Below are 23,993 nucleotides of genomic sequence, written 5' to 3' on the forward strand. Positions count from 1 at the left end.
AAAACATTGTTGACTTGGAACTGTTTTTATTGATTAAGTAAGAAAAGTTCTACTATTCCAACTAAAGTTGCAGCACTTCTTTTAGAATGTGTTCTAAATCATTCAGGTAAGCACTTGCAAACACTCTGTAGGTGTAGAGAACGCCTTAAGGAAAGTAATAGAGGATTGTTTATCCACTGATAAAATAACTATTTGTTTCAACTATTTATTAATGGATAAAGTTTTAATACTTTGTCGACGGGAGTCAGACGTAGTTGACCACTACTTTTGTCATTCGTAATATGAGGTTCGCACTATAACTTTTACAGTGCTATGGGGCTTCAATGGGCAGGGCAGGGGTTCTAAAAGGTGGATTTTGGTATCTATGATTTGGATTTTAGGCTCAACGAAATAAAATAGAAGCCGGATGATGAGACCGGCTTCTGCGTCATTATTTCCCCTTCTCCCTCTTTCGCTTCTCCGCCCGATAAAACTCATGAAACATCTTCATCAGCGCCCGCTTTTCAATCCGGGACACATAGCTCCGCGATATCCCAAGCTCTTTCGCTATTTCCCGCTGCGTTTTCTCTTTCTTTAAATCAAGGCCGAACCGGCCGACGACGACTTCTTTTTCTCTGCCATCAAGAATGTTGATATACTCCTTTACTTTTTCAAGCTCCATATTGAGCTGGATGGTGTCGATGACGTCTTCATTTTCTGATTTTAAGACATCAATTAATGAAATTTCGTTGCCTTCTTTATCCTGACCGATGGGGTCATGCAGGGAAACATCCTTTTTTGTTTTTTTGAGGGCGCGTAAATGCATGAGGATTTCATTCTCAATACACCGCGCAGCATACGTTGCCAGCTTCGTTCCTTTTCCAGAGGAATAGCTTTCGATGGCTTTAATGAGTCCGATCGTCCCTATGGAGATGAGGTCTTCAGCGTCTTCCCCGGTATTTTCAAATTTCTTTACAATATGGGCGACGAGCCGAAGGTTATGTTCAATCAGCATATTTCTCGCATGTTCATCGCCCTGTGCCATGAGGGCTAAGTATTTTTTTTCATCATCTCCAGAAAGGGGCTGTGGAAAGGCATTGTTTTTGACATAGGACACTAAAAACACCAATTCTTTGACCATCAACCCCATCGCTGTAAATACTCCTGCCACGATTTTCACCTCCACCATGTTTAGGCCTCTGCCTATATCCTCAAATGTATGTGAAGGAGGGATTGTCTGTGTCTGTACGATGAAAAATTCATCTTTTTCAAAAAAACGTGCTCCTGTTCGTATGTTTTTGTTGTCTTTCTTGAATGTTTGCGGTTTCTTTGCGGTGCTTGGCGGTCAAGAAGCGTGCTAAAATATGTAATATTAGACCGAAAAGGAAGGGGTTTTTTCGGAACATGGGGAAGGTTCTTTCTTCACATGTAGGTATGAAAATTAATGAATGGTATCGGATGATACGGCAGTTCAGTGTTCCAGATGCGGAAATCTTGAAAGCGGAAGTAGAAGCAGAAATTGAACATATGGAAGAGGACCAGCATTTACTGATTTATTATCAGCTCATGTGCTTTCGGCACCAGATCATGCTTGACTATATACACCCTTCAAAATACCAACCTTTCTCAGTATCTAACCTTGTCGATAAAATCGAAAATTCCAATCATGAGTTATCTGATATGCTGCATTATTACCATGCATTTTTTCGTGGCATGCATGAGTTTAGTCAAAAAGAATATTTAGAGGCCGTCAAATATTATCGAGTGGCAGAAAAACAGATGTCCAGGGTATTTGATGATATTGAGCAAGCTGAGTTTCATTTTAAAGTTGCAGAAGCCTACTATATTATGAAACAAACACATGTCTCCATGCACCATATTTTAAAGGCGCTGGAAATATACGATCAGCATGATGCATATTCTATTCGCATTATTCAGTGCCTCTTTGTCATCTCAGGCAATTATCAAGACTTAAAACGAAAGGATCGAGCAGTGCCTCACTTGAAAAAAGCGAAACAGCTCGCATCCGAAATTGATCATCCGCGTATATACAGTTCGGCGCTCTATAATTTAGGGAAATGTTATGGAGAGCTTGGCTATAGAGAGGAAGCAGAACGATATTTAACTGAATCGGCTGACCTCGCTCGCAAAGAGGACCTTCCCACGCTCCCACATACGCTATTTACGCTTGCGAAGCTACTTTTTAGACAAAATGAACAGGCGCATGGGCTGCACATATTAGAAGATGGGAAATTAGCCGCAAAGAACCATGAAGACCAGCTGTTCTGTCATATGTTTGAGTATCTGGATGCTTTATATGTTCAGGAGATCAATGAAAAGCAGTTGCAAAAAACCATTGATTATTTGGAAAAACTTAGCCTATACTCTTATATAGAGGATATCTCACTTGAAATTGCGACAGCCTTAGAAGCCTCTCAACAATACCAGAAGGCCAACCAGTATTATCAGAAGCTATTATGGGCTCAAAATCAAATCAAAGAAGGAGATTGTCTGTATGAATTCTAAGCAACGTTCGACAGTTGAAGAGAGAAACCAAACGTGAAGCAAAAAGCGGGCCTGTATGGCCGGCTTTTTTGATGTGAAAAAGAGTGCAGTGAGGAGCAGACATGATCATAATCCCTGCATAAATACATCTGAAAACGGGCATTTTAATCCATAATGATGTTCTGTGGAGGCGGTCTGATGAAAGGGTTGCACATCTTTGTGTGTGTATTGTTATTATGCGGTTTTGTTCCTAATGATATAGAGGCAGGAACATTAAAAAGAGTCGAACTGGAAAAAACCGGACGGGTCTTTTGGGACATGAGAGAGGAACGAAAAAAGATTGCGTTAACCTTCGATGATGGACCGCATCCGGTGTACACGAATCAAATATTGGATGTACTAAAAGAGAACAGAGTGAATGCCAGCTTTTTTGTCTTAGGGAGCAGGGTTCATGCATATCCAGAGGTTGCGAAGCGGATTGTGGGCGAAGGAAATGAGATCGGCAATCATACCATGAACCATACGTATTTTGATCGTTTGTCATCGAAGCAAATCAAGCAGGAACTAAAAGAATCAGCGGCTCATATCGCATCCCTCCAGCCAGGCGGGCCCTTATTATTTCGTCCTCCTGGTGGCAGGCTGACGATGAAGTCATTTCACATTCTTTCAAAGCAAGGGTATGATGTGGTCATGTGGTCCTTTACGCAAGATCCAAAAGACTGGTCAAGACCTGGTGCACACAAAATTGCAAGCCGTATTATCGATCATATTCAGGGCGGCGATATTATCCTTTTACATGATGGCGGAGGAAATCGTAAGCAAACAGTAGAAGCACTGAAACAGGTGATCCCTGAATTAAAGAATAGGGGCTATGAGTTTGTGAAAGTAAGCGAACTGCTGCATTATGACAGAGCGTATCTACCTGTTCAGCTACAATAAGGGGAATTCGTCAAAAACAGTCATTCATTGAAACCAAAAAGTCTTGTCGTTTACTATATGAAGAGGCTTTTGGAGGTCATCCTGATATGTGTCGTAGCTGGATGCTCAAAACCAGTACAAGAAAGCGTCATTGACATCACAAGAGAAGAGGCTAAGGATCAGCAAGTGCCACTTGTCGACAATTGGAAAGCTTTCATCCAAGAAGCGGGTGAAAATAGTGACAATGCTCTCATTCAATCAGGTCTAATCCACCCTTTGGGCAATCATATGACACCTAAAGGGGTGAGAATCATTTATAACGAAATAAAGAGCGTGATGTCATCAAACATTTTAAATATTGGCCATCTGCCTAAACAAGACCATCCATTTAGCATAGTCTATAGTATATCTTCCTATAAGGAGGTAACTGATATGTGGGGATGTCCTTATCCTTACCCTGAGTGTGCGTATCCAGCCCAAGGAGCAGGAATCGGTTACGCTTTTCTTGTTGTGTTTCTTGTGGTTATTTTGGTAGTAGGCGGAGGGTTATGGTTTTGGAATGAACAGCCTTGCAAATAAGACACCTCTTCTTTTATAAGAAGGGGTGTTTTTTACGGAAAATAGTAGTAAGCCTATAGCGCAAGTGATATAATATCAGTCACCTGAGTTGAAAAAGGAGAGTGCTCGGGAGGCATGGTTCCTGGCGATATGGAATTAAGAGGAAACAGAGAGCATATGCCCGAGCGAACGTCTTTTCATTTCTGTCTCAATTAATTCAATGAAGTCGCGATTTAAGTTCATTTCATGTGCTTTATAATATGATTCTATAAGTAAATCATCTGACAGCTTTTTCATACTAGAAACCCATATGATGGGAAAAACACCTCCCCTGAAAAAGTTGGCATAAAACTTGAGGAAGAACATATCATCATAGGTTGATCGAATGTCTTTGAAGTACCTTTAATCTACCATGAATGGGAAACAAGAACAATCGTTCTGTTATCCACATGGTTAAGTGGATAACTTGTGGGTAGAGTGTTTATAATTGTATGAAAGTGTGATGAAATATAGGTGGATAATGTGTGTAAAATTATCCACACCTGTTGAAGGGCCTCATCATATGTCGAAAACTTTTTCATTGTATTCGATAGACAGACAAATTGTGATTTTTTTCGACACAATCGCTGAAAAACCAATGAAAGAAAGGGTGCAAATTGTGCTAAAGAAGTATTTTCTACCGGATGAATTTGTGAAAAGTATTTTCCACATTTCGCCGAAAAAATTAAAAGAACGAAATGTAAAAGGAATTATTACTGACTTAGATAACACACTAGTAGAATGGGACCGTCCAAGTGCGACACCGCGTTTGATTGAATGGTTTCAAGACATGAAAGATCACGGGATACAAGTGACAATTGTCTCGAATAATAATGAAAAAAGGGTCAAGCTTTTTTCAGAGCCGGTTCACATTCCGTTTATTTATAAAGCGAGAAAGCCTATGGGAAGAGCCTTTAATAAGGCTGTCGCTGATATGCAATTGAAAAAAGAAGATGTGGTTGTCATTGGGGATCAGCTCATGACAGATGTCTTGGGCGGGAACAGGCATGGCTTCCATACAATTTTGGTCGTTCCTGTGGCTGCCTCCGACGGATTTTTCACAAAGTTTAACAGGCAGATTGAACGCAGAATTTTAGGATCCTTAAAACGTAAGGGCCACATTCAGTGGGAGGAAGAGTAATAATGGAAAAGGTTGTTTGTATTGGCTGCGGTGTAGCCATTCAGACGGAAGATAAAGATCAATTAGGATATGCGCCGGCAGCATCTCTTTTGAAAGAAGATGTGATCTGCCAGCGCTGTTTTAGGTTAAAAAACTACAATGACATTCAGGATGTTTCTTTAACAGAAGACGACTTTTTAAATATTTTACACAACATTGGGGAAACAGATTCTCTCATTGTCAAGGTCGTTGATATTTTTGACTTTAACGGAAGCTGGATCAACGGGCTGAGCCGTATTGTTGGTGGTAACCCGATTTTACTTGTCGGTAACAAAGTGGATATTTTACCGAAATCAGTGAAAAAAGATCGCCTTGTTCATTGGATGAAGCGGGAAGCAAAAGAAAATGGACTAAATCCAATCGATGTTTTTTTAATTAGTGCAAGCAGAGGTCAAGGCGTGCCTGAGGTGATGGAAGCCATCGATTATTATCGTGAAGGTAGAAATGTCTATATTGTCGGCTGTACGAACGTTGGAAAATCAACATTTATCAATCGAATCATCAAAGAGGTGTCTGGAGAAGAGAACGTGATCACCACATCCCAATATCCAGGAACAACTCTTGATGCAATTGAGATTCCACTTGATGACGGGTCTGCTTTATTCGATACGCCGGGCATCATCAATCGCCATCAAATGGCACACTATGTGAGCAAAAATGACCTGAAAATTTTAACGCCGAAAAAAGAATTGAAACCCAGAACGTTCCAGTTAAATGAAGCCCAAACGCTTTATTTTGGGGGGCTTGCTCGTTTTGATTATGTAAAAGGCGGCAGAACATCATTTGTCTGCTATATGCCAAATGAGCTCAACATTCACCGGACAAAGCTAGAAAACGCAGATGACTTATATGAAAAGCATGCAGGTGAGCTGCTTTCACCGCCATCGAAAGAGGGAATGAAAAATTTCCCCCTGCTCGTTCCGCATACTTTTAGCATTGATCAGCCGAAAACGGACATCGTCTTTTCAGGATTAGGCTGGGTGACAGCGAATGATGCAGGAAAGCAAATTAAAGTATATGCGCCAAAAGGCGTTTATGTGTTTATGAGACGTTCGTTAATTTAAAAAGTTCGAAGGGGGAGAGACCTTGAAACCTTTATATGGATTAATTGGTAACCCTGTTGGCCATTCAATGTCTCCGGATATTCATAACGCAGCATTAAAGGATGCTGGGATTGGCGGGCATTATCAGGGCTTTCAAGTAGAGGAAAGTGACCTTGCAGATGCCATTAGCGGCATGAAAGCCTTAGGAATCAGGGGCTTTAACGTCACTGTCCCGCACAAAGTGGAGATCATGCAGTACCTTGACAAAATTGATGTGACAGCTGAACGCCTACGTGCAGTCAATACTGTGCGGCTCGAAAAAGGCCAACTTGTTGGGTACAATACAGATGGAGAGGGCTTTCTTCATTCATTGCTTGAAGCCTTGGATCAGCCGTTATCAGAGCTATCATTTCTCATGATCGGTGCTGGCGGAGCGGCAAGAGCGATTTATACGACGATTGCTGAGTATGCACCGAAAAGCTTTGATATTACCAATCGTACCATTAAAAAAGCAGAGGGATTAATTGAAAGTACTCATGGAAACATCAACTCCAGTGCACTCGCATTAAATAAAGCAGAAGACCAGCTTGGGGATTATGATGTCATTATCCATACAACCTCAATCGGCATGTATCCGAATGTTGAAGAAACCCCAATTTCTTTAGCAAACGCAAAAAAAACAGCGGTCGTTTGTGATATTGTATATAATCCAATAGAAACAAAACTGCTAAGAGAAGCAACTGGATTAGGTTTGAAAACAGTAGATGGTGTTGGCATGTTTGTTGGTCAAGCGGCAAGAGCCTTTGAACTGTGGACAGGCATCACACCCGACGCCCTAAAAATGAAGTCAATTGTCATAGAGAAATTAGGAGGAACACCATGTTAAAAGGTAAGCAAAAACGTTTCTTACGTGCACAAGCACATCATTTATCACCCATTATTCAAGTTGGAAAAGGCGGGGTAAATGACAATATGGTCAAGCAAATTTCCGAGGCGCTTGAAGCAAGAGAACTGATAAAAGTCAGCGTATTGCAAAACTGCGACGAGGATAAAACGGAGGTCGCTAAAGCACTTGTAAAGGGTGCAAAAGCTGAACTCGTTCAAACGATTGGAAATATGATTATCCTTTATAAAGAATCTAAGGAAAATAAACAAATTAAGCTGCCGTAAAGGTGGATGAGATATGAAAAAAATAGGGTTGTTCGGCGGTACGTTTGACCCCCCGCATAATGGGCATCTGCTAATGGCAAATGAGGTGCGCTTTCAGGTGGGGCTTGATGAAATTTGGTTTATCCCAAATCACAACCCCCCTCATAAAGCGGGCCGAAAACGAGCAGATAGTCATCACCGGGTGAAAATGGTGGAACGAGCGATTCAGTCAAATATGCATTTTCGGCTGGAGCTCATTGAAATGGAGCGAGAGGGTCCATCTTATACAGTAGATACGGTGGAGCTGTTAAAGAAACGTCATCCTGAGGATGAGTTCTTTTTTATGATTGGAGCGGATATGGTGGATTATTTGCCTAATTGGCACCGAATTCATGATTTGCTTCAGATGATCACCTTTATTGGGATGAAAAGGCATGGTGATGAAGGGAGCACGACGTATCCTCTTTTATTTGCAGATGTTCCAGCTTTTGATGTATCATCGACATTGATTAGGCAACGAATAGAGCAGGGGCAACCTGTTGATTATTTGATTCCTAAAGCTGTTGAGCGTTATATAAAGGAGCATCATTTATATGAATCGTGAGGAAGCATTGAACTGTGTCAAAGAGCAGTTAACAGAGCATAGATATACACATACACTTGGGGTCATGGATACAGCCATTTCTTTAGCGGAACGGTTCGGCGCAGATGTAAAAAAAGCAGAGATTGCCGCTATTTTTCATGATTATGCCAAATTTAGACCGAAGGAAGAAATGAAGGGCATCATCCAACAAGAACAGATGAACCCTTTATTGCTTGATTATTCACCCGAGCTTTGGCATGCTCCGGTCGGTGCATATTTGGTTAATAAAGAAGTAGGAATAGACGATCGAGATATTTTAACAGCGATTGAGTTTCATACGTCTGGCAGACCAGGCATGACATTGCTTGAGAAAGTCATTTATGTCGCAGACTATATTGAGCCAGGGCGCCATTTTCCTGGTGTAGAAGAAGTGCGGGAGTTAGCAGAAAATGATTTGGACAGTTCATTGATTCAATCGTTAAAAAATACAGTGAACTTTTTAATGAAAAAGAATCAGCCAGTCTTTCCAGATACAATTGCTACTTACAACTCGCTAGTGCATAAGAACAACTAAGGAGGAATGATGGAATGGATGCATCATCAATTTTAAACATCGCAGCAGGAGCGTGTGATGATAAGCGGGCTGAAGAGATTATTGCCCTTAATATGCAAGGAATCTCACTTGTAGCAGATTACTTTCTCATTTGTCATGGGAACTCTGACAAGCAAGTACAAGCTATTGCAAGAGAAGTAAAACATCTTGCAGAAAAAAGTGGAGTCGAAGTGAAAAAGATGGAAGGCTTTGACGAGGCAAGATGGGTATTGATTGATTTAGGAGATGTCATTGCTCATGTGTTCCACAAAGAAGAAAGAGGATACTACAACTTAGAAAAACTATGGGGAGATGCGCCAAGAGAAACACTTTCGCTTGGCATTAACTCATGATTTATCAAGGGTTTGCAGGTGTGTATGATGAGCTCATGACACATGCACCTTATGATGAATGGGTTCAGTGGATACAGCAGTATATTGGACCGAAGGCAAAAATTATCGATGTAGGCTGTGGAACTGGAGAAATTTCTCTTCGATTAGCTCAAAATGGCCACGTGGTGACAGGAATTGATCTAAGTGAAGAGATGCTGGCCTTCGCGCAGCAAAAAGCACAAGCTCACAAGCTGCCAATTCAATTTTTACATCAAGATATGAGAGAGCTTACCGGCTTTGATCAAGCGTTTCAAGCATCGGTCATTTGCTGTGATTCCCTGAATTATTTAAAAAACGAAAATGACGTCAAAAAAACCTTTAAAAACATGTTTCAGCTTTTAGAGAAAGATGGAGTTTTACTTTTTGATGTTCATACCCCTTATAAAATGGAAAAGGTATTTCCTGGCTCTACTTATGCAGATCAAGATGAAGAGATCAGCTATATTTGGCAGAGTGATCAGGGGGATGCCCTATATTCGGTTATTCATGATTTAAGCTTTTTTGTAAAGAACGGAGACGTGTATCAACGTTATGATGAGACACATGAACAGCGTACATTCACATTTGAGAAATATGCATTGTTCCTAGAGTCTGTTGGCTTCGAAAAGATTGAAGTGACCGCTGATTTTACAAATGAAGCTCCTCAGGAACTCGCCGAAAGATATTTTATCTCCGCCAAGAAACCAAAAACCATCGTTTAATGGAACGATGGTTTTTTAAAACCCTTTTTTCGCTTGTTGCAAAGGTGATTAATTTCTGCGATCATCAGTAAACACACTTGGCGGGTATTGATGCGCTACCGCTTTAAGATCTTCATCGAACTTTTCATGAGTGTTCTGAAAAAGCCGGTGAAACATATCTTGAACGCCTGTTTCAAGAGCTTTAATTCCCTCACCAGTGACGCCACCTTTTACACACACTTTGTCTTGCAGTGTGGGAAGGGTATAGACTCTTTTTTCAATCAAACGGCCAAGTCCTACAAGCATATCTTCTGATAAGGTGGTGGCTTCTTCTCTTGAAATATCCGTTTCTTCGACGGCAGCTTCAATCATTTTCTGAACGAGAAAGCTTATGAAAGCGGGTCCGCAGCTGACGATATCTGAGGCAGCTCTTGTAATCGAATGATGGATTTCAATCGGTATTGAAATACCGGAAGCTAACTGTCTTAACGCTGCTTTAGTCGCGACATTACAGGATGAACCGAAAGTTAAAAGTGATGCACCTGATAACGCACGGTTAGTAATGCTTGGGATCAGCCTAGCTGTTTGACAAGGAACGATATCTTGAAGCTGTTCAGGATGAATCGGACTTGTGATAATGACAATGGTTTGCTGCTCTGTTAAAAGAGGACTCAGCTCTTTTAACAGCGGGTAAATATCAAGTGGTTTGACACAAATAAAGATGAAATCCTTATCTGTCACAGCCCTTGAAAGCTGTTTGGTTACTTCGAGCTCTGGATGGTTCTTTTTTATATTGAACGCTTTTTCAATGGTCCTGTTTGTGATGGTGATGGATGAGGGATTGACTGCCTTCGATTCAATAAATGCCTCAGTAAGTATGGTACCCATGTTTCCTGTACCGATTAAACCTATCTTCAAACGTTCTCCCTCCTTAGACGCATAGGATCTGTTATCTTCTAAACAGTATGTTGAGCTATGGGAAATTATGAATGAAAGAAGCGTGAGCAAGTGAAGCGACTCAGTCCATTGAAAAAATACAGTCTTTATATCATTGCAGGGCTCATGATCATGGTGACAATCATCCTCTTCTTTTTAGTAGGAAAAGGGCAAAACAGCACCGAGCCAAGCGTATTAAAGGAAAATAAAGAAAGGAAACTCACATTAGAAAAACAAGATAACGTAGGAAATGAACCATCATCAATTGTTGTAGAGGTCAAAGGAGCTGTAAGGAAGCCAGGTGTTTATATGTTTCAATCTGATGCACGGGTTGAGGAAGCGATTAAAAGAGCAGGAGGCTTTACTAGTAAAGCAGATACGTTTGAAATCAATCAAGCAGCAAAATTAGAGGATAGTATGATGATTTATGTTCGCAAGCAGGGAGAAGCGGACACGCAGAGGCAAACAGCAGCAACTGACACTTCATCAGGGAATGAAAAGAGTCAAGGTGTCAATATCAATCAAGCCGATGCAACGGAATTGCAGACAATTAACGGAATAGGGCCAGCCAAAGCGGAAGCCATCATTACTTATAGAGAGGAACATGGAGAATTTCAACAAATTGAAGACTTGCGGAACATTCCTGGCTTCGGGGATAAAACAGTTGAACGGCTGAAAAGTCAATTAACCGTCAAGTAAAATTGACGGTATAGAAGAAAGGCATGTACACTTAATACCATACATCATTCTGGAGGGATCAGCTCGTGGAAAGAATTTCATGGAATCAATATTTTATGGCTCAAAGCCATTTGCTTGCTTTACGAAGTACCTGTGAGCGGTTAGCTGTTGGGGCAACTATCGTAAGAGACAAGCGCATCATCGCAGGAGGATACAATGGTTCAATTGCTGGTGATGTCCATTGTGCAGATGTAGGATGCTATGTCATTGATCATCACTGTGTACGCACAATCCATGCGGAGATGAATGCCATTTTACAATGTGCCAAGTTTGGCGCACCAACAGCTGATGCTGAAATATATGTCACGCATTTCCCTTGTTTACAGTGCTGTAAAGCCATTATTCAAGCAGGCATTCGAACAGTGTATTATGCAAAGGATTATAAAAATCATCCATACGCTATCGATTTATTTGAGCAGGCCGGAGTTCAAATAGAACAGGTTGAACTAGATGAAATGATCATTGACCTAAAAAATCAAGAGAAATTAGCCTTTGTTGCAGATTTAATTGGTAAGCTAAGTGAATCAGGACTTAGCGAAACAGAAATTCGAGACATGCATGAAAAGGCGAACCAATTATTCACTTCCTATGTTTAACTATTTGCCGTTCGGGGCGATTTCGGCAGCTGTCGGAATTGCCCTGGCCGCATTTGATCTTCATATGTTTTTCCTTCTCTTTCTTTTCTTTTTTTTTCTTCTCAGCCTACTGAAAAAAACACCCCAGCTATTTCTAATGGTTAGTTTATGCGGAACTGTCTATACACTCATCTTTATGGTTCATCAGTCATTTGAATCAGGCCATGTCATTAAAGAAAAATCCCTGTCTGATTTAGTTGTGATTGAAAGTATTCCGAATATAGATGGCAATCGTTTTTCAGCAACTGTTTCAGCAGGTAATGATCGATTAGTGGCTTTTTATACGATTCAAACGGAGTATGAAAAGGAATTGCTGAAAGGTGTGGAACCAGGTATGAGCTGCCATATGACTGGTGATGTCCGATTACCTAAACGAGCAACCATTCCTAACGGATTTCAATACGATCAATTTCTTAAAACAAAAGGCATTAATGCTATTTTCCTCCCGCAGTCTATGAAAAGCTGCTCGAAAAAAGAGAGACATTCATATCTTCTTGAAACCATGAGGCAAAAAGGGCTGAAATTTTTAGAAAAACATGTTCCAAAGCGTTCTGTTGGGATTGTACAGGCTCTCATATTTGGAGATCGTGAGTGGATTGACCCTGACACGTTAAGAGATTATCAAATGCTCGGCTTGATTCATTTACTAGCAATTTCAGGACTGCATGTTCAGACTCTTTTAGCTTGTTTATTTTGGTGTCTGATTCGTTTTGGGGTGACAAGAGAGACAGCACGTATTGTTTTACTTTGTTTTCTTCCGGTTTATGTATGTTTAACAGGTGCTGCGCCTTCCGTTTTAAGAGCTTGTCTTATGGCAGGGATATATTTAATGATCATAAGCCTGCCAAAAGAAATGAAACAGTCTTCTACGGTGGTGTTAAGTGTGACATTTTTGCTGTTATTGGCCATTCATCCACTTTACTTATTTGATATTGGTTTTCAGCTTTCATTCGTGGTGACGTTTTTTATTTTGTTGTCTGCCAGGATCTTATCAAAAGCGAAAAGTGCGGTGATGCAGTTATTTCTCATTTCTTTTGTTGCCCAGATTGCTTCGCTCCCTATTCTTTTATATCACTTTCAGCAATTTTCTTTGCTGAGCATTCCCTTAAATATGATCTTTGTGCCTTTTTATACAACGGTTGTCATGCCGCTGTCTTTATTCTTTTTTCTTTTGTCTATTGTGTACCTTCCGCTTGGTCAAAAAATGTTTCAGCTACTTGATTGGGTGATTCAGCTTAGCCATCATTTATCAGCATATATAGCTAATTATGAGGGGTTCAACCTGATCTTTATGAAATCTACTTGGTGGCATATTCTTCTTGAAGTTGGATCTATTATCTTTCTGCTATTTGTGCTGGAGACCAAAACTTCCGTGAAATCTTATATTTTGACCATTCTTTTTCTCATTGTAGTGCTGAGCGCACACTATCTTACTCCAAATTTTCTTCATAAAGGTGAGGTTACGATGCTGGATGTAGGGCAGGGGGATAGTTTGTTTATTCAGCTTCCTCATCGAAAGGGGAATCTATTAGTGGATACAGGAGGTAGACTTTCTTTTAAAGAAGAACCGTGGAAAAAAAGACGAAAAGTATCTACGATCAGTGATCAAACGCTCATTCCTTTTCTGCATTCTAAAGGAATAGCGAAACTCGATTTCCTTATCCTCACACATGCGGATCAAGACCACATGGGGGAAGCAGTCCGTTTAATACAAAGAAACAAAGTAAAGCGGCTGGCTGTGCCAAAAGGCTTTGCTCGAAGTCCAGAAGATGCACAAATATTAAAAGAAGCAGCTAGTAAAGGAGTCCCTGTTGATGAATTAGAGAGAGGGGATAAGCTAAAAATTGGAGGTCAAGAATTTGAGATTCTTCATCCAGCTCAAGGCAAAGTGACAACGAAGAATAATGATTCACTCGTTCTAACGTTTACTCTTGGCGGGAAGCACTTTATATTGACGGGTGACCTTGAACAAGAAGGCGAACGGGACATCATAAAAGCTTATCCTTATTTGCACACGGATGTACTAAAGGTTGGACATCACGGGAGCAAGGGATCAACAAGTGAAGAATGGCTTCAGCATCTAATGCCGTCATATGCAATGATTTCGGCAGGTGAAAGAAATCGTTATCATCATCCCCATCAAGAAGTATTGAAAAAATTGAATGATCATCAGTTGAGGGTGTACCGTACAGATCTAGATGGAAGTGTGACCTATGAATTTATTGATCAGAATGGAACGTTTTACTCGCACTCTCCATATGATATCTTACAAAATCAATAAAAAACTGCCAAAAAGGCAGTCATTTACAGTCATGAAGTTTAAGATCCAACGAGGTGTATGATTGTTGCCAAAATAAACATTGAGGCGAAAAATCCGAATGTGACGACAAAACCAACAGCTGAGTCGGTCACATCATTCCGCTTGCTTTGAACATTTTTTTCAAATTCATTCATTTTCATCCCTCCTGGCTAATTTTAGTATACTTGAACTCAATTGGAATTGCTAGAAGGTAAAGTAACCGTTTTCCACTTTCTTAATCATTTTATGAATATCGCCTGACAGCAAGCTGACCCGGGAGCTTGCGCCAGACGTTTACTATAAATGAGGAGGCGGCACTTTCAGCTTCCTCTTTACTAATGTCCCAACACACTTTAGGATAGAGGAGGAAGTGAAAGAGAGGGATTTAACTTATGGTCTTTGATATATGGAATAATTTTAAAAAAAGGGATGTCCATCCCGTTTATTGCTTATATGGAAAAGAAACATATTTGCTGCAAGAGACAGTTGCTAAACTGAGACAAGCTGTGGTTGACGAGGAGACAAAAGATTTTAATTACTCCGTCTTCGATATGGAAGAGGTGCCGCTTGAGCAGGCTGTGACAGACGCAGAAACCTTTCCGTTTATGGGAGAACGACGTCTCGTTGTGATCAAGAATCCTTATTTTCTCACAGCCGAAAAGAAAAAAGAGAAGATAGAGCATCAACTTTCCGTGTTAGAATCCTATTTAGAAAAGCCAGCGCCCTATACGATTCTTGTGTTATTAGCGCCATATGAAAAACTGGATGAACGTAAGAAAATCACCAAATTGCTAAAAAAGAAAGCGGCTGTAGTCGAGGCGAAAGAGTTAAATCCTAAAGAAACAACTGATTTTACGATCACGCTGGCTAAGACAGAAGGAAAAGCGATAACAGCCGATGCGGCTGAGCAGCTTGTGATGTTATGTGGCGGGAGTCTGTCCTCTCTTTTCCAAGAGGTTCGGAAGCTTAGTACATATATTGGAAAGCGGGAAGAAATTGAACTTTCTGATGTCAATCAGCTCGTGGCACGAAGCTTAGAGCAGAATATTTTTGAACTCATTAACCAAATTGTGAACAGACGCCGCTCTGAGGCGATGCAAATGTTTTATGACCTGTTGAAACAAAATGAGGAGCCCATTAAAATATTGGCACTCATCTCAAAGCAATTTCGATTGATTTTGCATACAAAATACTTCGCCCAGCAGGGATATGGCCAAAAACAAATTGCTTCAAATTTGAAGGTCCATCCATTCCGGGTTAAGCTCGCCATGGACCAGGCAAGACTGTTTTCAGAACAAGAGCTAAAGCAGATCGTGAAAGGGCTCTCCACCATCGATTATGAAATGAAAACGGGTAAAAAGGACAAGCAGCTATTGTTAGAGCTTTTCTTGGTTCGGTTATTAGGTGCATAAAAAAACGACCTTCTAAAAAGAGGGTCGTTTTTGTTTAGATGTATAATTGTCAGTCTGTCCTTATGGCTAAGCCGGTCAGGACGGACGTACAGTTAAACAGATGCCTCATCACTGAGGCGATGCAATCATTATGCAGAAAGTCCGTTTACGTGTTTAGCAAGTCTTGATTTGTAACGCGCGGCTGCGTTTTTGTGTACAAGACCAGTTTTAACGGCTTTGTCAATGCGTTTTGCAGCAGAAGAAAGAGCAGCTTTTGCTTGCTCAGCATCGTTGTTAGCTACAGAAACTTCAACTTGTTTAATCGCAGTACGCATCGCAGACTTGATTGTTGCATTGTGTGCACGGCGTTCGTTATTCGTTTTTGTACGTTTGATCGCTGATTTAATATTTGGCATATGTTTCACCTCCTAAGATACAACCTAAACACAATTGTCTTAAGGTTAAATCTTCACAATAGAACAAATTGTATTCTATCAAACACACCATTAGAATGCAATATAAATGTAAAGTATTTTTCATTGATGAAGCGCTCGAATGTTTCTCTTCAGAGATGGAAAGACTACTGTTAATTACTTGGTGAAAGGAGCCTTTTCATGAAGAAACAGAAACTTGATTTAAGCGCTTATCAAATTCGGACAGACTTGGCCGTTGAAACAAAAGAGATATTAGAACAAGAAAACGATCCTAATGTCATTAAAAAAGACGGCATTCAAGGGATTGTCGAGAAGGAAAAGGAAGAGAACGGCATCCGCATACGCACTGTGGATATCGCGAAAGAAGGAGAAGAGATGACCGGAAAAAAGGCAGGTACATACTTGACGCTAGAGGCGCAGGGGATTCGTGAGAAGGATTCTGAGATGCAAGAAAAAGTAGTCGAAGTCTTCGCCCTTCATTTTGCTCAGTTTTTAAAAGACCGAGGAATTCAGGCAGATGCCAGCTGTCTTGTTGTGGGTTTAGGAAACTGGAATGTCACGCCAGATGCCCTAGGGCCACTTACAGTTGAAAACTTACTTGTGACCCGTCATCTATTTGAATTGCAGCCAGAAAATGTACAGGAAGGCTATCGCCCAGTGTCTTCTTTATCACCTGGTGTGATGGGACTGACTGGTATTGAAACAAGTGACATTATACAAGGCGTGATAGAACGATCCAAGCCTGATTTTGTGATTGCCATCGATGCACTTGCCGCTCGTGCGGTGGAACGGGTGAATACAACGATTCAAATTTCTGATACAGGCATCCATCCAGGATCTGGTGTAGGGAATAAGCGTAAGGAATTAAGCAGAGATACATTGGGTATTCCAGTGATTGCAATTGGTGTTCCGACAGTTGTTGATGCAGTGACGATCGCAAGTGACACGATTGATTATGTCTTAAAGCATTTTGGTAGAGAACTGAAAGATGATAGCCCCTCCCGCTCTCTTGTGCCAGCTGGTCTGACATTTGGGAAGAAAAAAGTGTTAAACGAAGAAGACTTACCAGATGAAGAAACGCGTCAATCATTTCTAGGAATAGTAGGAACGCTTCCTGAAGAAGAAAAAAGACAGCTCATCCATGAAGTGCTTGCGCCGCTAGGGCAAAACTTAATGGTAACGCCTAAGGAAGTGGATACATTCATTGACGACATGGCGAACGTAATCGCCAATGGATTAAACACAGCACTTCATGGTAAAATCTCTCAAGATAACATGGGATCTTATAATCATTAATCTGTTCTACTTTCTCTAGCTCGCTCATAGTGTAATTACTAGAAAGCGTGCTGGAGGGAGTAAATCATGAAAAAAAGACCCCGCCGTCGTCGACAGTTGGTCGTTACGATTAATGGAACCAAAGTAGTGAAAAGTATTTTCTTGTTTATTGCCTCTCTTGTGGTCGTGTTTGTCATGTCAGGAGCTTTGACGTCCTTAAAACCTGAGCTTAGACCTCAAGCATCGTTGTATGGGGTGGCTGATGAGCTGTCAGGAGCGTTCTTTGCCACACTGATGGGGATGGAAAACCAATATTTCGCCTCAGCAGTTCCAAAAAATCAAAAAGGGTTCAATTTCTCTGGACTGTCACTCAAGCTTGCGACAAGTATCAATTTAGAAGATCCGCGCAGTTTTCTGGGAAGAGAGCTGCCAGGCTTTGAACATTTTGATACAAAAATCATCTTAGCGGGTGAAGGAACAGACTATACCAACATGCCAATGGAATCACCACCACCAAGTGAAGTGATCAAAGATGAGAAAGAAGCAAATTTAGCTGAGCTGGACAAGCTTGATGAGGATGAGCCGAAAAAGCCTGTAAAAGAGCCAAACCGTTCTACAGGAAAACGAAAAGCCGTGTACATTTATCACACACATAATACGGAATCATATTTGCCATTTTTAAAAGAGGAAACCAACCCAAACAATGCACGGCACTCAAAAGTAAACGTAACCCTTGTCGGGGAAATGTTTGGGAAGGCGCTTGATCAACAAGGAGTCGGCAATATAGTAGACAAAACAGAAATTGAAAAAAGGCTTCTGCAAAAAGGATTAAAGTATCCACAATCGTATAATGAATCAAGATTGGTCGTAAAAGAAGCCCTCGCTAAAAATGATGAACTTGAATATTTAATTGATATTCACCGTGATTCAAGAAGAAAGAAAGATACCACTGTGGAGATCAAAGGGGAAAAATATGCGAGAATTGCATTTGTGATCGGGAAAAAGAATCAAAGCTATGAGAAGAATTTAAAGATAGCGACAGAATTTCACCATTTGATGGAAAAAAAATATAAAGGACTTAGCATCGGAGTGTTTGCTAAAGGAGAAATTGGCGATAATGGAATCTATAATCAAGATTTATCTGACAAAGCTCTTCTTTTAGAATTTGGCGGTGTGGATAATAATATGGAAGAATTAAAAAATGCATCCAATGCGGCCGCTGATGTGTTCAGTGAAATTTTCTGGGACGCAGAAAAAGTAAATGGCAAGACAAAGGATGAGAAAAAACGTTCTTAAGGTGGTGACGGGCATGGGCTCATTTATCGGAAAAACCATTATATTAGGGTTGGTCTTGCTGTTTGGTGTCTTTTTAGGAATGCAACAAGCGAATAATGGGATGCTGCAAATGAAGGGCTACCATGATCCAAAATTGAAAGGGGCCTTCTCCATTCAAGTGAATGACGACCAAGAAAGAGAAGCTTCTATCTTAGGGACATCCGTCACAGAAAAGGATTTAGCAGAAAAACAAAAACAGCTTGAAGAAATGGAGAGCTTTAATGCCTTCTCAAAGGCCGGAAAAGCTCTATCTGATGGCATGACACATGCAGCCCGTTCTCTTTATGATTGGGTGAATGGAAAATAAACATTAAATTTGGCAAAACCAATCCAATTATTATGCCATGTTTAATGAAATATTCCCATTTTAATGAAAGCCGCTAATCGATGAGCGGCTTTTCTTGATTTCGATTGAATCTTTACAACCCTATTGATATAATCTAACCTAGCGCAACCCGCGTTTTATAGTAGGAGTGATAGATTGTGACTGATAAAGAAAAACGATTAGAACGGCAATCAAGAATTCGAAATTTCTCCATTATCGCCCATATTGACCATGGAAAATCCACATTGGCGGACCGTATTTTGGAAAAAACAGCGGCGATTACTCAACGAGAAATGAAAGAACAATTACTTGATTCCATGGACTTAGAGCGTGAACGCGGCATTACAATTAAATTAAACTCTGTTCAACTGAAATATCAGGCGAAGGATGGAGAAGAATATATTATGCACCTGATTGATACACCAGGGCATGTCGACTTCACCTATGAGGTATCCCGAAGCCTGGCTGCCTGTGAAGGCGCAATTCTCGTTGTAGATGCAGCGCAAGGAATTGAAGCACAGACACTTGCAAACGTTTATTTAGCTCTTGATAACAACCTAGAAATTCTTCCGATAATCAATAAAATCGATTTGCCAAGTGCAGAGCCTGAGCGTGTAAGAAAAGAAATTGAAGATGTCATCGGTTTGGATGCATCTGAAGCTGTTTTGACATCTGCGAAGGCGGGCATTGGGATCGAGGATATTTTAGAACAAATCGTAGAAAAAGTGCCGGCACCAGCTGGAGATCCAGAAGCACCTCTTCAAGCCCTTATTTTTGATTCCCTGTACGATGCGTATCGAGGCGTCATTGCATACATACGGATTGTCCAAGGAACCGTAAGACCCGGTCAGAAAATCAAAATGATGGCAACAGGAAAAGAATTTGAAGTGCTTGAAGTCGGCGTTTTCACACCGAAAGCAATGCCAACAGACGAACTCGCCGTTGGAGATGTTGGATATTTAACAGCTGCCATCAAAAATGTTGGGGATACACGTGTAGGGGATACGATCACTAGTGCGGAGAACCCTGCCAAAGAAGCACTGCCAGGATATAGAAAGCTGAACCCGATGGTGTACTGCGGACTTTATCCAATTGACACAGCGAAATATAACGACTTACGTGAAGCGTTAGAAAAGCTTGAATTAAATGACTCTTCACTTCAATATGAGGCAGAGACATCCCAAGCACTTGGCTTCGGTTTCCGTTGCGGCTTTCTTGGAATGCTTCATATGGAAATCATCCAAGAACGAATTGAACGTGAATTTAAAATTGACCTCATTACGACAGCACCAAGTGTTATTTACGATGTCTATATGACAGATGGAGAAAAAATCGTCGTAGATAACCCGTCCAATTTGCCTGATCCACAAAAGATTGAGCGAATTGAAGAACCATACGTCAAGGCTACAATGATGGTGCCAAATGATTACGTAGGCTCTGTCATGGAGCTTTGCCAAGGAAAACGCGGCAATTTCATTGATATGCAATATCTTGATGCCAACCGCGTCAGTATTGTTTATGAAATTCCTTTGGCAGAGATCGTTTACGAGTTCTTTGATCAGCTAAAGTCCAATACAAAAGGCTATGCATCCTTTGATTACGAGCTGATAGGCTATCGTCCATCCACTCTTGTCAAAATGGATATTATGCTTAATGGCGAAAAAATCGATGCCCTTTCCTTTATTGTTCACCGCGATTATGCATATGAACGAGGGAAGATCATTGTAGAAAAACTCAAAGAACTTATTCCACGCCAGCATTTTGAAGTACCAGTTCAGGCGGCAATCGGTCAAAAAATCGTGGCTCGTTCTACCATTAAGGCGATGCGTAAAAACGTACTTGCCAAATGTTATGGTGGAGACATTTCCCGGAAAAGAAAGCTTCTTGAGAAGCAAAAAGAAGGGAAAAAGCGCATGAAGCAAGTGGGCTCAGTTGAAGTCCCGCAAGAAGCATTCATGGCTGTGCTGAAAATGGATGACAGCACGCCGAAAAAATAAGGTCCTCAAGGCAACCTGCTTTACAATGTTCGCCTTGATGTTTATAGTCGCAAACAAACAAAGGTGCCGCAGCAATAAACTGCGGCTCTTTACCTGTAAAGAAGGTGTCATCAAATGAAAGCAGCATACATTCACATTCCATTTTGTGAGCACATATGTCACTATTGTGATTTCAATAAATTTTTCATCAAAACGCAGCCAGTAGATGAATACTTAGCCGCACTTGAAAAAGAGATGCAGCACACGATCGAGAAAAAGGGAGAGGAAGAACTAAAAACGATTTTTATTGGTGGGGGAACCCCGACATCCCTGACAGTCAGTCAGCTAGATCAGCTCATGGACAGCATTTATCGCGTATTGAAGCCGTCAAAAGACCTGATCGAATTTGCAGTAGAAGCCAACCCAGACGAACTATCGTTTGATAAACTGCATGTCCTCAAATCAGCTGGCGTGAATCGGCTAAGCTTCGGCGTACAAACATTTGAAGATGACTTGCTCAAAAAAATCGGCCGGGTTCACCAAAAGAAAGATGTCCTAACCTCTTTTGAACGAGCAAGAGCGGTTGGGTTTGACAACATTAGTCTTGATCTCATGTTTGGTTTGCCTCATCAAGAAAAGCATCATGTGCTGAATTCACTTGAGACCGCTTTTTCCTTAGGTGCAGAGCATTACTCTGTCTATTCACTCATTGTGGAGCCTAAGACGTTTTTTTACAACTTGATGCAAAAAGGGAAGCTGCATTTACCATCCCAAGAAGGTGAGGCTGAAATGTACGAGCTTGTCATGGATGAAATGGAGCGTCATGGACTCAAACAATATGAAATTAGCAATTACGCTAAACGTGGTTTTGAAAGCCAGCATAACCTCACATATTGGAGCAATGAAGATTATTTCGGCTTTGGTGCAGGGGCGCATGGCTATGTAGATGGCATCCGAAATGTGAACGCTGGGCCAGTGAAACACTATTTGGAGCTGATTGAACAAACAGGCTTCCCCTATAAGGAAACACATCAGGTCACAAAGCGGGAGCAGATAGAAGAAGAAATGTTTTTAGGTCTACGAAAAATCGAAGGCATTAAAACCACCCACTTCCAAGCAAAATATGGAGCTGCACCAGAAATGCTCTTTTCCACCGTTCTTGAAGAATTAGAAGAAAAAGGTCTCATTGTACAAGATGACATCGGGATTCGTTTAACAAGAAAAGGAAAATTGTTAGGAAATGAAGTATTTCAAGCGTTTCTTGGTGAGTTATAATTGACATTTTTATTTGAGTTTGGTAATTTTGTTTATACAATTAGCACTCGTTGAAAGAGAGTGCTAACAGGGGTGATGATGATGATGTTAACAAATCGTCAGCTTTTGATTCTGCAAGTCATCATTAATGACTTTATTCGTTCTGCGCAGCCAGTTGGGTCAAGAACTCTTTCTAAAAAAGAAGACATGACATTCAGCTCTGCGACGATTAGAAACGAAATGGCTGATTTGGAGGAACTTGGTTTTATTGAAAAAACCCACTCTTCATCAGGAAGAATTCCATCCGAAAAAGGATATCGTTATTATGTAGATCATTTGCTCTCTCCGCGAAAACTGTCGTTTAAAGAGCTTGTGCTCATCCAATCAGCTTTTCAGGAGAAAATTTTTGAGCTGGAAAAAACAGTTCAAAAATCGGCGGAAATTTTATCAGATCTCACAAACTATACATCGATTGTACTTGGTCCAAAGCTATGTGAAAATCGATTAAAGCAAATTCAGCTTGTCCCCGTCCAGCCAAACAAAGCAGTCGCGATCATGATTACAGACAGCGGACATGTTGAAAGCAAGACCATAACCTTCTCTGAGCATCTTGATGTCTCCGATATTGAGAAGCTGATGAATATTCTAAACAGTCGCCTAGTTGGGATTCCGATGGATCAGTTGAAGGACAGGATGTATAAAGAAGTCGTCATGCTGCTTCGTACGCACTTAAAAGATTATGATCATATTTTAGATGCGCTTGGCAACACATTTACATCGACACAAAATGAATCAAAACTTTTCTTTGGCGGGAAGATTAATATGTTGAATCAGCCAGAGTTTCATGACATTGACCGCATTCGATCACTCATGATGCTCATTGAGAAAAAGAATGATGTCATGCAGCTGTTTCATCCAAATCAGCAAGGAATCACCATTAAAATCGGCTCAGAAAACATTTTGGAAGCAATGGAGAACTGTAGCTTCATCACTGCGACCTATTCGATTGATCAAAAATCTCTCGGCTCCATTGCCGTCATCGGCCCAACCCGCATGGATTACGGGAGAGTCGTTAGTCTCTTACATCATGTATCAAAAGACTTGTCAAACGCACTTTCCAATTTGTATGATGAGTAGGGTGATCATCAATGAGGGCACAGCCCTTTCGTATTCTTGAATCTTTTGAGGGAGGTGAACACAATGTCAGAAGAAAAACAGACACCTGAGCAAGAAGCAGAGGTTGAAGCACAAGAAGAAGCAGTTCAAGCAGATAATGAGGAAGCAAAGCGTGATGAACAGACTGTCTTTCAAGAGAAGATTGAAGAATTGCAGCAGCTTCTAGATGAAAAAGAAAACAAAATTCTGCGTGTTCAAGCAGATTTTGAAAACTATAAACGCCGTGCTCGAACTGAAGTGGAGACCGTGCAAAAATATCGTTCTCAACATGTTGTCAGCGATCTTCTCCCAGCTCTTGACAACTTTGAAAGAGCGCTTGGAATCGATCCAGACAATGAGCAGACGAAAAGTTTGTTAGAAGGAATGCAAATGGTTTACCGGCAGCTTGTAGATGCGTTGAAAAATGAAGGCGTTGAACCAATTGACGCTGCCGGAAAAGAGTTCGATCCAAACCTTCATCAAGCCGTCATGAAAGTTGAAGATGAAAACTACGATTCAAATATTGTTGTAGAAGAATTGCAAAAGGGCTATAAACTCAAAGACCGAGTTATTCGTCCATCAATGGTAAAAGTAAATCAATAACTACATAATGGGAGGTCAT

General features: G+C 40.8%; 27 protein-coding genes. 22 read left to right on the plus strand and 5 right to left on the minus strand.

The genetic code is table 11. The features are described from left to right. Window positions 1-430 precede the first annotated feature (430 nt). The gene (gene sigK / locus WAX46_RS02565; RefSeq protein ID WP_226566793.1) at window positions 431-1,168 is read right to left on the minus strand and encodes an RNA polymerase sporulation sigma factor SigK; all 738 of its coding nucleotides are present in this window, start codon (window positions 1,166-1,168) and stop codon (window positions 431-433) included. A 215-nt stretch (window positions 1,169-1,383) separates the two neighbouring features. On the opposite strand from sigK, the gene WAX46_RS02570 reads away from it, so the two are divergent. The 3 genes from WAX46_RS02570 to WAX46_RS15715 all read left to right on the plus strand — a co-directional run bounded on the left by WAX46_RS02570 (window position 1,384) and on the right by WAX46_RS15715 (window position 3,981). Further along, window positions 1,384-2,505 carry a Rap family tetratricopeptide repeat protein gene (locus WAX46_RS02570; protein ID WP_226566794.1) on the plus strand — a complete coding sequence of 374 codons (1,122 nt, stop codon included), beginning with the start codon at window positions 1,384-1,386 and terminating at the stop codon, window positions 2,503-2,505. Window positions 2,506-2,682: 177 nt separating this feature from the next. Continuing rightward, window positions 2,683-3,423, plus strand: a complete 741-nt coding sequence (locus WAX46_RS02575) for a polysaccharide deacetylase family protein (RefSeq protein ID WP_226566795.1) — start codon at window positions 2,683-2,685, stop codon at window positions 3,421-3,423. 27 nt (window positions 3,424-3,450) lie between these two features. Continuing rightward, window positions 3,451-3,981, plus strand: coding sequence for a hypothetical protein (locus tag WAX46_RS15715; RefSeq protein WP_442895653.1), 531 nt, complete (start codon window positions 3,451-3,453; stop codon window positions 3,979-3,981). Between the two features lie 135 nt (window positions 3,982-4,116). Here the strand turns inward: WAX46_RS15715 and WAX46_RS02585 are convergent, their stop codons facing one another. Continuing rightward, a complete protein-coding gene (locus WAX46_RS02585) occupies window positions 4,117-4,257 on the minus strand; it encodes a sporulation histidine kinase inhibitor Sda (protein WP_099681243.1) in 141 nt (46 codons plus the stop codon). Between the two features lie 361 nt (window positions 4,258-4,618). On the opposite strand from WAX46_RS02585, the gene WAX46_RS02590 reads away from it, so the two are divergent. Genes WAX46_RS02590 through WAX46_RS02625 form a run of 8 tightly spaced genes read left to right on the plus strand, consistent with a single transcriptional unit; the run spans window position 4,619 to window position 9,639 of the window. After that, entirely contained in the window at window positions 4,619-5,140 is a 522-nt protein-coding gene (locus WAX46_RS02590; RefSeq protein WP_226566866.1) for a YqeG family HAD IIIA-type phosphatase, read from the plus strand. 2 nt (window positions 5,141-5,142) lie between these two features. Then, a complete protein-coding gene (gene yqeH, locus WAX46_RS02595) occupies window positions 5,143-6,243 on the plus strand; it encodes a ribosome biogenesis GTPase YqeH (RefSeq protein WP_336493319.1) in 1,101 nt (366 codons plus the stop codon). Window positions 6,244-6,265: 22 nt separating this feature from the next. Then, a complete protein-coding gene (gene aroE, locus WAX46_RS02600; protein ID WP_226566798.1) occupies window positions 6,266-7,108 on the plus strand; it encodes a shikimate dehydrogenase in 843 nt (280 codons plus the stop codon). Continuing rightward, on the plus strand, window positions 7,102-7,392 hold the full coding sequence (gene yhbY / locus WAX46_RS02605) for a ribosome assembly RNA-binding protein YhbY (RefSeq protein WP_226566799.1): 291 nt from the start codon (window positions 7,102-7,104) through the stop codon (window positions 7,390-7,392). The genes aroE and yhbY overlap by 7 nt, the downstream gene beginning before the upstream one ends. Window positions 7,393-7,405: 13 nt before the next feature. After that, window positions 7,406-7,975 (plus strand): nicotinate-nucleotide adenylyltransferase, encoded by a 570-nt coding sequence (locus WAX46_RS02610; RefSeq protein ID WP_226566800.1) that lies wholly within the window; start codon window positions 7,406-7,408, stop codon window positions 7,973-7,975. Then, window positions 7,965-8,528, plus strand: coding sequence for a bis(5'-nucleosyl)-tetraphosphatase (symmetrical) YqeK (gene yqeK, locus WAX46_RS02615; RefSeq protein WP_226566801.1), 564 nt, complete (start codon window positions 7,965-7,967; stop codon window positions 8,526-8,528). The genes WAX46_RS02610 and yqeK overlap by 11 nt, the downstream gene beginning before the upstream one ends. A gap of 14 nt (window positions 8,529-8,542) precedes the next feature. Continuing rightward, window positions 8,543-8,899 carry a ribosome silencing factor gene (gene rsfS, locus WAX46_RS02620; RefSeq protein ID WP_226566802.1) on the plus strand — a complete coding sequence of 119 codons (357 nt, stop codon included), beginning with the start codon at window positions 8,543-8,545 and terminating at the stop codon, window positions 8,897-8,899. Beyond that, a complete protein-coding gene (locus WAX46_RS02625) occupies window positions 8,896-9,639 on the plus strand; it encodes a class I SAM-dependent DNA methyltransferase (RefSeq protein ID WP_336493320.1) in 744 nt (247 codons plus the stop codon). The genes rsfS and WAX46_RS02625 overlap by 4 nt, the downstream gene beginning before the upstream one ends. A 48-nt stretch (window positions 9,640-9,687) precedes the next feature. On the opposite strand, the gene comER is transcribed toward WAX46_RS02625, so the two are convergent. Next, a complete protein-coding gene (comER, locus tag WAX46_RS02630) occupies window positions 9,688-10,536 on the minus strand; it encodes a late competence protein ComER (RefSeq protein ID WP_336493321.1) in 849 nt (282 codons plus the stop codon). 90 nt (window positions 10,537-10,626) lie between these two features. Here comER and WAX46_RS02635 point away from each other — a divergent pair, with 90 nt between their 5' ends. The 3 genes from WAX46_RS02635 to WAX46_RS02645 all read left to right on the plus strand — a co-directional run bounded on the left by WAX46_RS02635 (window position 10,627) and on the right by WAX46_RS02645 (window position 14,208). Further along, entirely contained in the window at window positions 10,627-11,253 is a 627-nt protein-coding gene (locus WAX46_RS02635) for a helix-hairpin-helix domain-containing protein (protein ID WP_336493322.1), read from the plus strand. A gap of 65 nt (window positions 11,254-11,318) precedes the next feature. Then, on the plus strand, window positions 11,319-11,888 hold the full coding sequence (locus tag WAX46_RS02640) for a ComE operon protein 2 (RefSeq protein WP_120208234.1): 570 nt from the start codon (window positions 11,319-11,321) through the stop codon (window positions 11,886-11,888). Continuing rightward, the gene (locus WAX46_RS02645) at window positions 11,881-14,208 is read left to right on the plus strand and encodes a DNA internalization-related competence protein ComEC/Rec2 (RefSeq protein WP_336493334.1); all 2,328 of its coding nucleotides are present in this window, start codon (window positions 11,881-11,883) and stop codon (window positions 14,206-14,208) included. Before WAX46_RS02640 ends, WAX46_RS02645 begins: the two co-directional genes overlap by 8 nt. Before the next feature lie 38 nt (window positions 14,209-14,246). Here the strand turns inward: WAX46_RS02645 and WAX46_RS02650 are convergent, their stop codons facing one another. Next, window positions 14,247-14,381 (minus strand): YqzM family protein, encoded by a 135-nt coding sequence (locus tag WAX46_RS02650; RefSeq protein WP_226566807.1) that lies wholly within the window; start codon window positions 14,379-14,381, stop codon window positions 14,247-14,249. A 237-nt stretch (window positions 14,382-14,618) separates the two neighbouring features. Here WAX46_RS02650 and holA point away from each other — a divergent pair, with 237 nt between their 5' ends. Continuing rightward, on the plus strand, window positions 14,619-15,638 hold the full coding sequence (gene holA / locus WAX46_RS02655; protein WP_336493323.1) for a DNA polymerase III subunit delta: 1,020 nt from the start codon (window positions 14,619-14,621) through the stop codon (window positions 15,636-15,638). Between the two features lie 128 nt (window positions 15,639-15,766). Here the strand turns inward: holA and rpsT are convergent, their stop codons facing one another. Further along, the gene (gene rpsT, locus WAX46_RS02660) at window positions 15,767-16,033 is read right to left on the minus strand and encodes a 30S ribosomal protein S20 (protein WP_226566809.1); all 267 of its coding nucleotides are present in this window, start codon (window positions 16,031-16,033) and stop codon (window positions 15,767-15,769) included. A gap of 198 nt (window positions 16,034-16,231) precedes the next feature. On the opposite strand from rpsT, the gene gpr reads away from it, so the two are divergent. The 7 genes from gpr to grpE all read left to right on the plus strand — a co-directional run bounded on the left by gpr (window position 16,232) and on the right by grpE (window position 23,974). After that, complete coding sequence (gene gpr / locus WAX46_RS02665; protein WP_226566810.1) at window positions 16,232-17,347, plus strand: GPR endopeptidase; 1,116 nt, start codon at window positions 16,232-16,234, stop codon at window positions 17,345-17,347. A 66-nt stretch (window positions 17,348-17,413) separates the two neighbouring features. Then, window positions 17,414-18,622, plus strand: a complete 1,209-nt coding sequence (locus WAX46_RS02670; RefSeq protein ID WP_336493324.1) for a stage II sporulation protein P — start codon at window positions 17,414-17,416, stop codon at window positions 18,620-18,622. Window positions 18,623-18,635: 13 nt separating this feature from the next. Further along, window positions 18,636-18,968 (plus strand): YqxA family protein, encoded by a 333-nt coding sequence (locus WAX46_RS02675; protein ID WP_226566812.1) that lies wholly within the window; start codon window positions 18,636-18,638, stop codon window positions 18,966-18,968. Between the two features lie 176 nt (window positions 18,969-19,144). Beyond that, window positions 19,145-20,983, plus strand: coding sequence for a translation elongation factor 4 (lepA, locus tag WAX46_RS02680; RefSeq protein WP_226566813.1), 1,839 nt, complete (start codon window positions 19,145-19,147; stop codon window positions 20,981-20,983). A 114-nt stretch (window positions 20,984-21,097) separates the two neighbouring features. Further along, window positions 21,098-22,237 (plus strand): radical SAM family heme chaperone HemW, encoded by a 1,140-nt coding sequence (hemW, locus tag WAX46_RS02685; RefSeq protein WP_226566814.1) that lies wholly within the window; start codon window positions 21,098-21,100, stop codon window positions 22,235-22,237. 84 nt (window positions 22,238-22,321) lie between these two features. Further along, window positions 22,322-23,353: a heat-inducible transcriptional repressor HrcA gene (gene hrcA, locus WAX46_RS02690; RefSeq protein ID WP_226566867.1), complete on the plus strand. Its 1,032-nt coding sequence runs from the start codon at window positions 22,322-22,324 to the stop codon at window positions 23,351-23,353. 63 nt (window positions 23,354-23,416) lie between these two features. Next, on the plus strand, window positions 23,417-23,974 hold the full coding sequence (gene grpE, locus WAX46_RS02695; protein WP_226566815.1) for a nucleotide exchange factor GrpE: 558 nt from the start codon (window positions 23,417-23,419) through the stop codon (window positions 23,972-23,974). The last annotated feature ends 19 nt before the right edge of the window (window positions 23,975-23,993 follow it).

Origin of the sequence: Bacillus sp. FJAT-53060 (assembly GCF_037104745.1) — a bacterium.
In the GTDB taxonomy this organism is placed as follows: Bacteria; Bacillota; Bacilli; order Bacillales; family Bacillaceae; genus Bacillus; species Bacillus stratosphericus_B.

Coding starts and splice junctions, on each gene's coding strand:
- sigK (WP_226566793.1), bottom strand. CDS start 1,168: ATGGTGGAGGTGAAAATCGTGGCAGGAGTATTTACAGCGATGGGGTTG.
- WAX46_RS02570 (WP_226566794.1), top strand. CDS start 1,384: ATGGGGAAGGTTCTTTCTTCACATGTAGGTATGAAAATTAATGAATGG.
- WAX46_RS02575 (WP_226566795.1), top strand. CDS start 2,683: ATGAAAGGGTTGCACATCTTTGTGTGTGTATTGTTATTATGCGGTTTT.
- WAX46_RS02585 (WP_099681243.1), bottom strand. CDS start 4,257: ATGAAAAAGCTGTCAGATGATTTACTTATAGAATCATATTATAAAGCA.
- yqeH (WP_336493319.1), top strand. CDS start 5,143: ATGGAAAAGGTTGTTTGTATTGGCTGCGGTGTAGCCATTCAGACGGAA.
- yhbY (WP_226566799.1), top strand. CDS start 7,102: ATGTTAAAAGGTAAGCAAAAACGTTTCTTACGTGCACAAGCACATCAT.
- WAX46_RS02610 (WP_226566800.1), top strand. CDS start 7,406: ATGAAAAAAATAGGGTTGTTCGGCGGTACGTTTGACCCCCCGCATAAT.
- yqeK (WP_226566801.1), top strand. CDS start 7,965: ATGAATCGTGAGGAAGCATTGAACTGTGTCAAAGAGCAGTTAACAGAG.
- rsfS (WP_226566802.1), top strand. CDS start 8,543: ATGGATGCATCATCAATTTTAAACATCGCAGCAGGAGCGTGTGATGAT.
- WAX46_RS02625 (WP_336493320.1), top strand. CDS start 8,896: ATGATTTATCAAGGGTTTGCAGGTGTGTATGATGAGCTCATGACACAT.
- WAX46_RS02645 (WP_336493334.1), top strand. CDS start 11,881: ATGTTTAACTATTTGCCGTTCGGGGCGATTTCGGCAGCTGTCGGAATT.
- WAX46_RS02650 (WP_226566807.1), bottom strand. CDS start 14,381: ATGAATGAATTTGAAAAAAATGTTCAAAGCAAGCGGAATGATGTGACC.
- holA (WP_336493323.1), top strand. CDS start 14,619: ATGGTCTTTGATATATGGAATAATTTTAAAAAAAGGGATGTCCATCCC.
- rpsT (WP_226566809.1), bottom strand. CDS start 16,033: ATGCCAAATATTAAATCAGCGATCAAACGTACAAAAACGAATAACGAA.
- gpr (WP_226566810.1), top strand. CDS start 16,232: ATGAAGAAACAGAAACTTGATTTAAGCGCTTATCAAATTCGGACAGAC.
- WAX46_RS02670 (WP_336493324.1), top strand. CDS start 17,414: ATGAAAAAAAGACCCCGCCGTCGTCGACAGTTGGTCGTTACGATTAAT.
- WAX46_RS02675 (WP_226566812.1), top strand. CDS start 18,636: ATGGGCTCATTTATCGGAAAAACCATTATATTAGGGTTGGTCTTGCTG.
- hemW (WP_226566814.1), top strand. CDS start 21,098: ATGAAAGCAGCATACATTCACATTCCATTTTGTGAGCACATATGTCAC.
- hrcA (WP_226566867.1), top strand. CDS start 22,322: ATGTTAACAAATCGTCAGCTTTTGATTCTGCAAGTCATCATTAATGAC.
- grpE (WP_226566815.1), top strand. CDS start 23,417: ATGTCAGAAGAAAAACAGACACCTGAGCAAGAAGCAGAGGTTGAAGCA.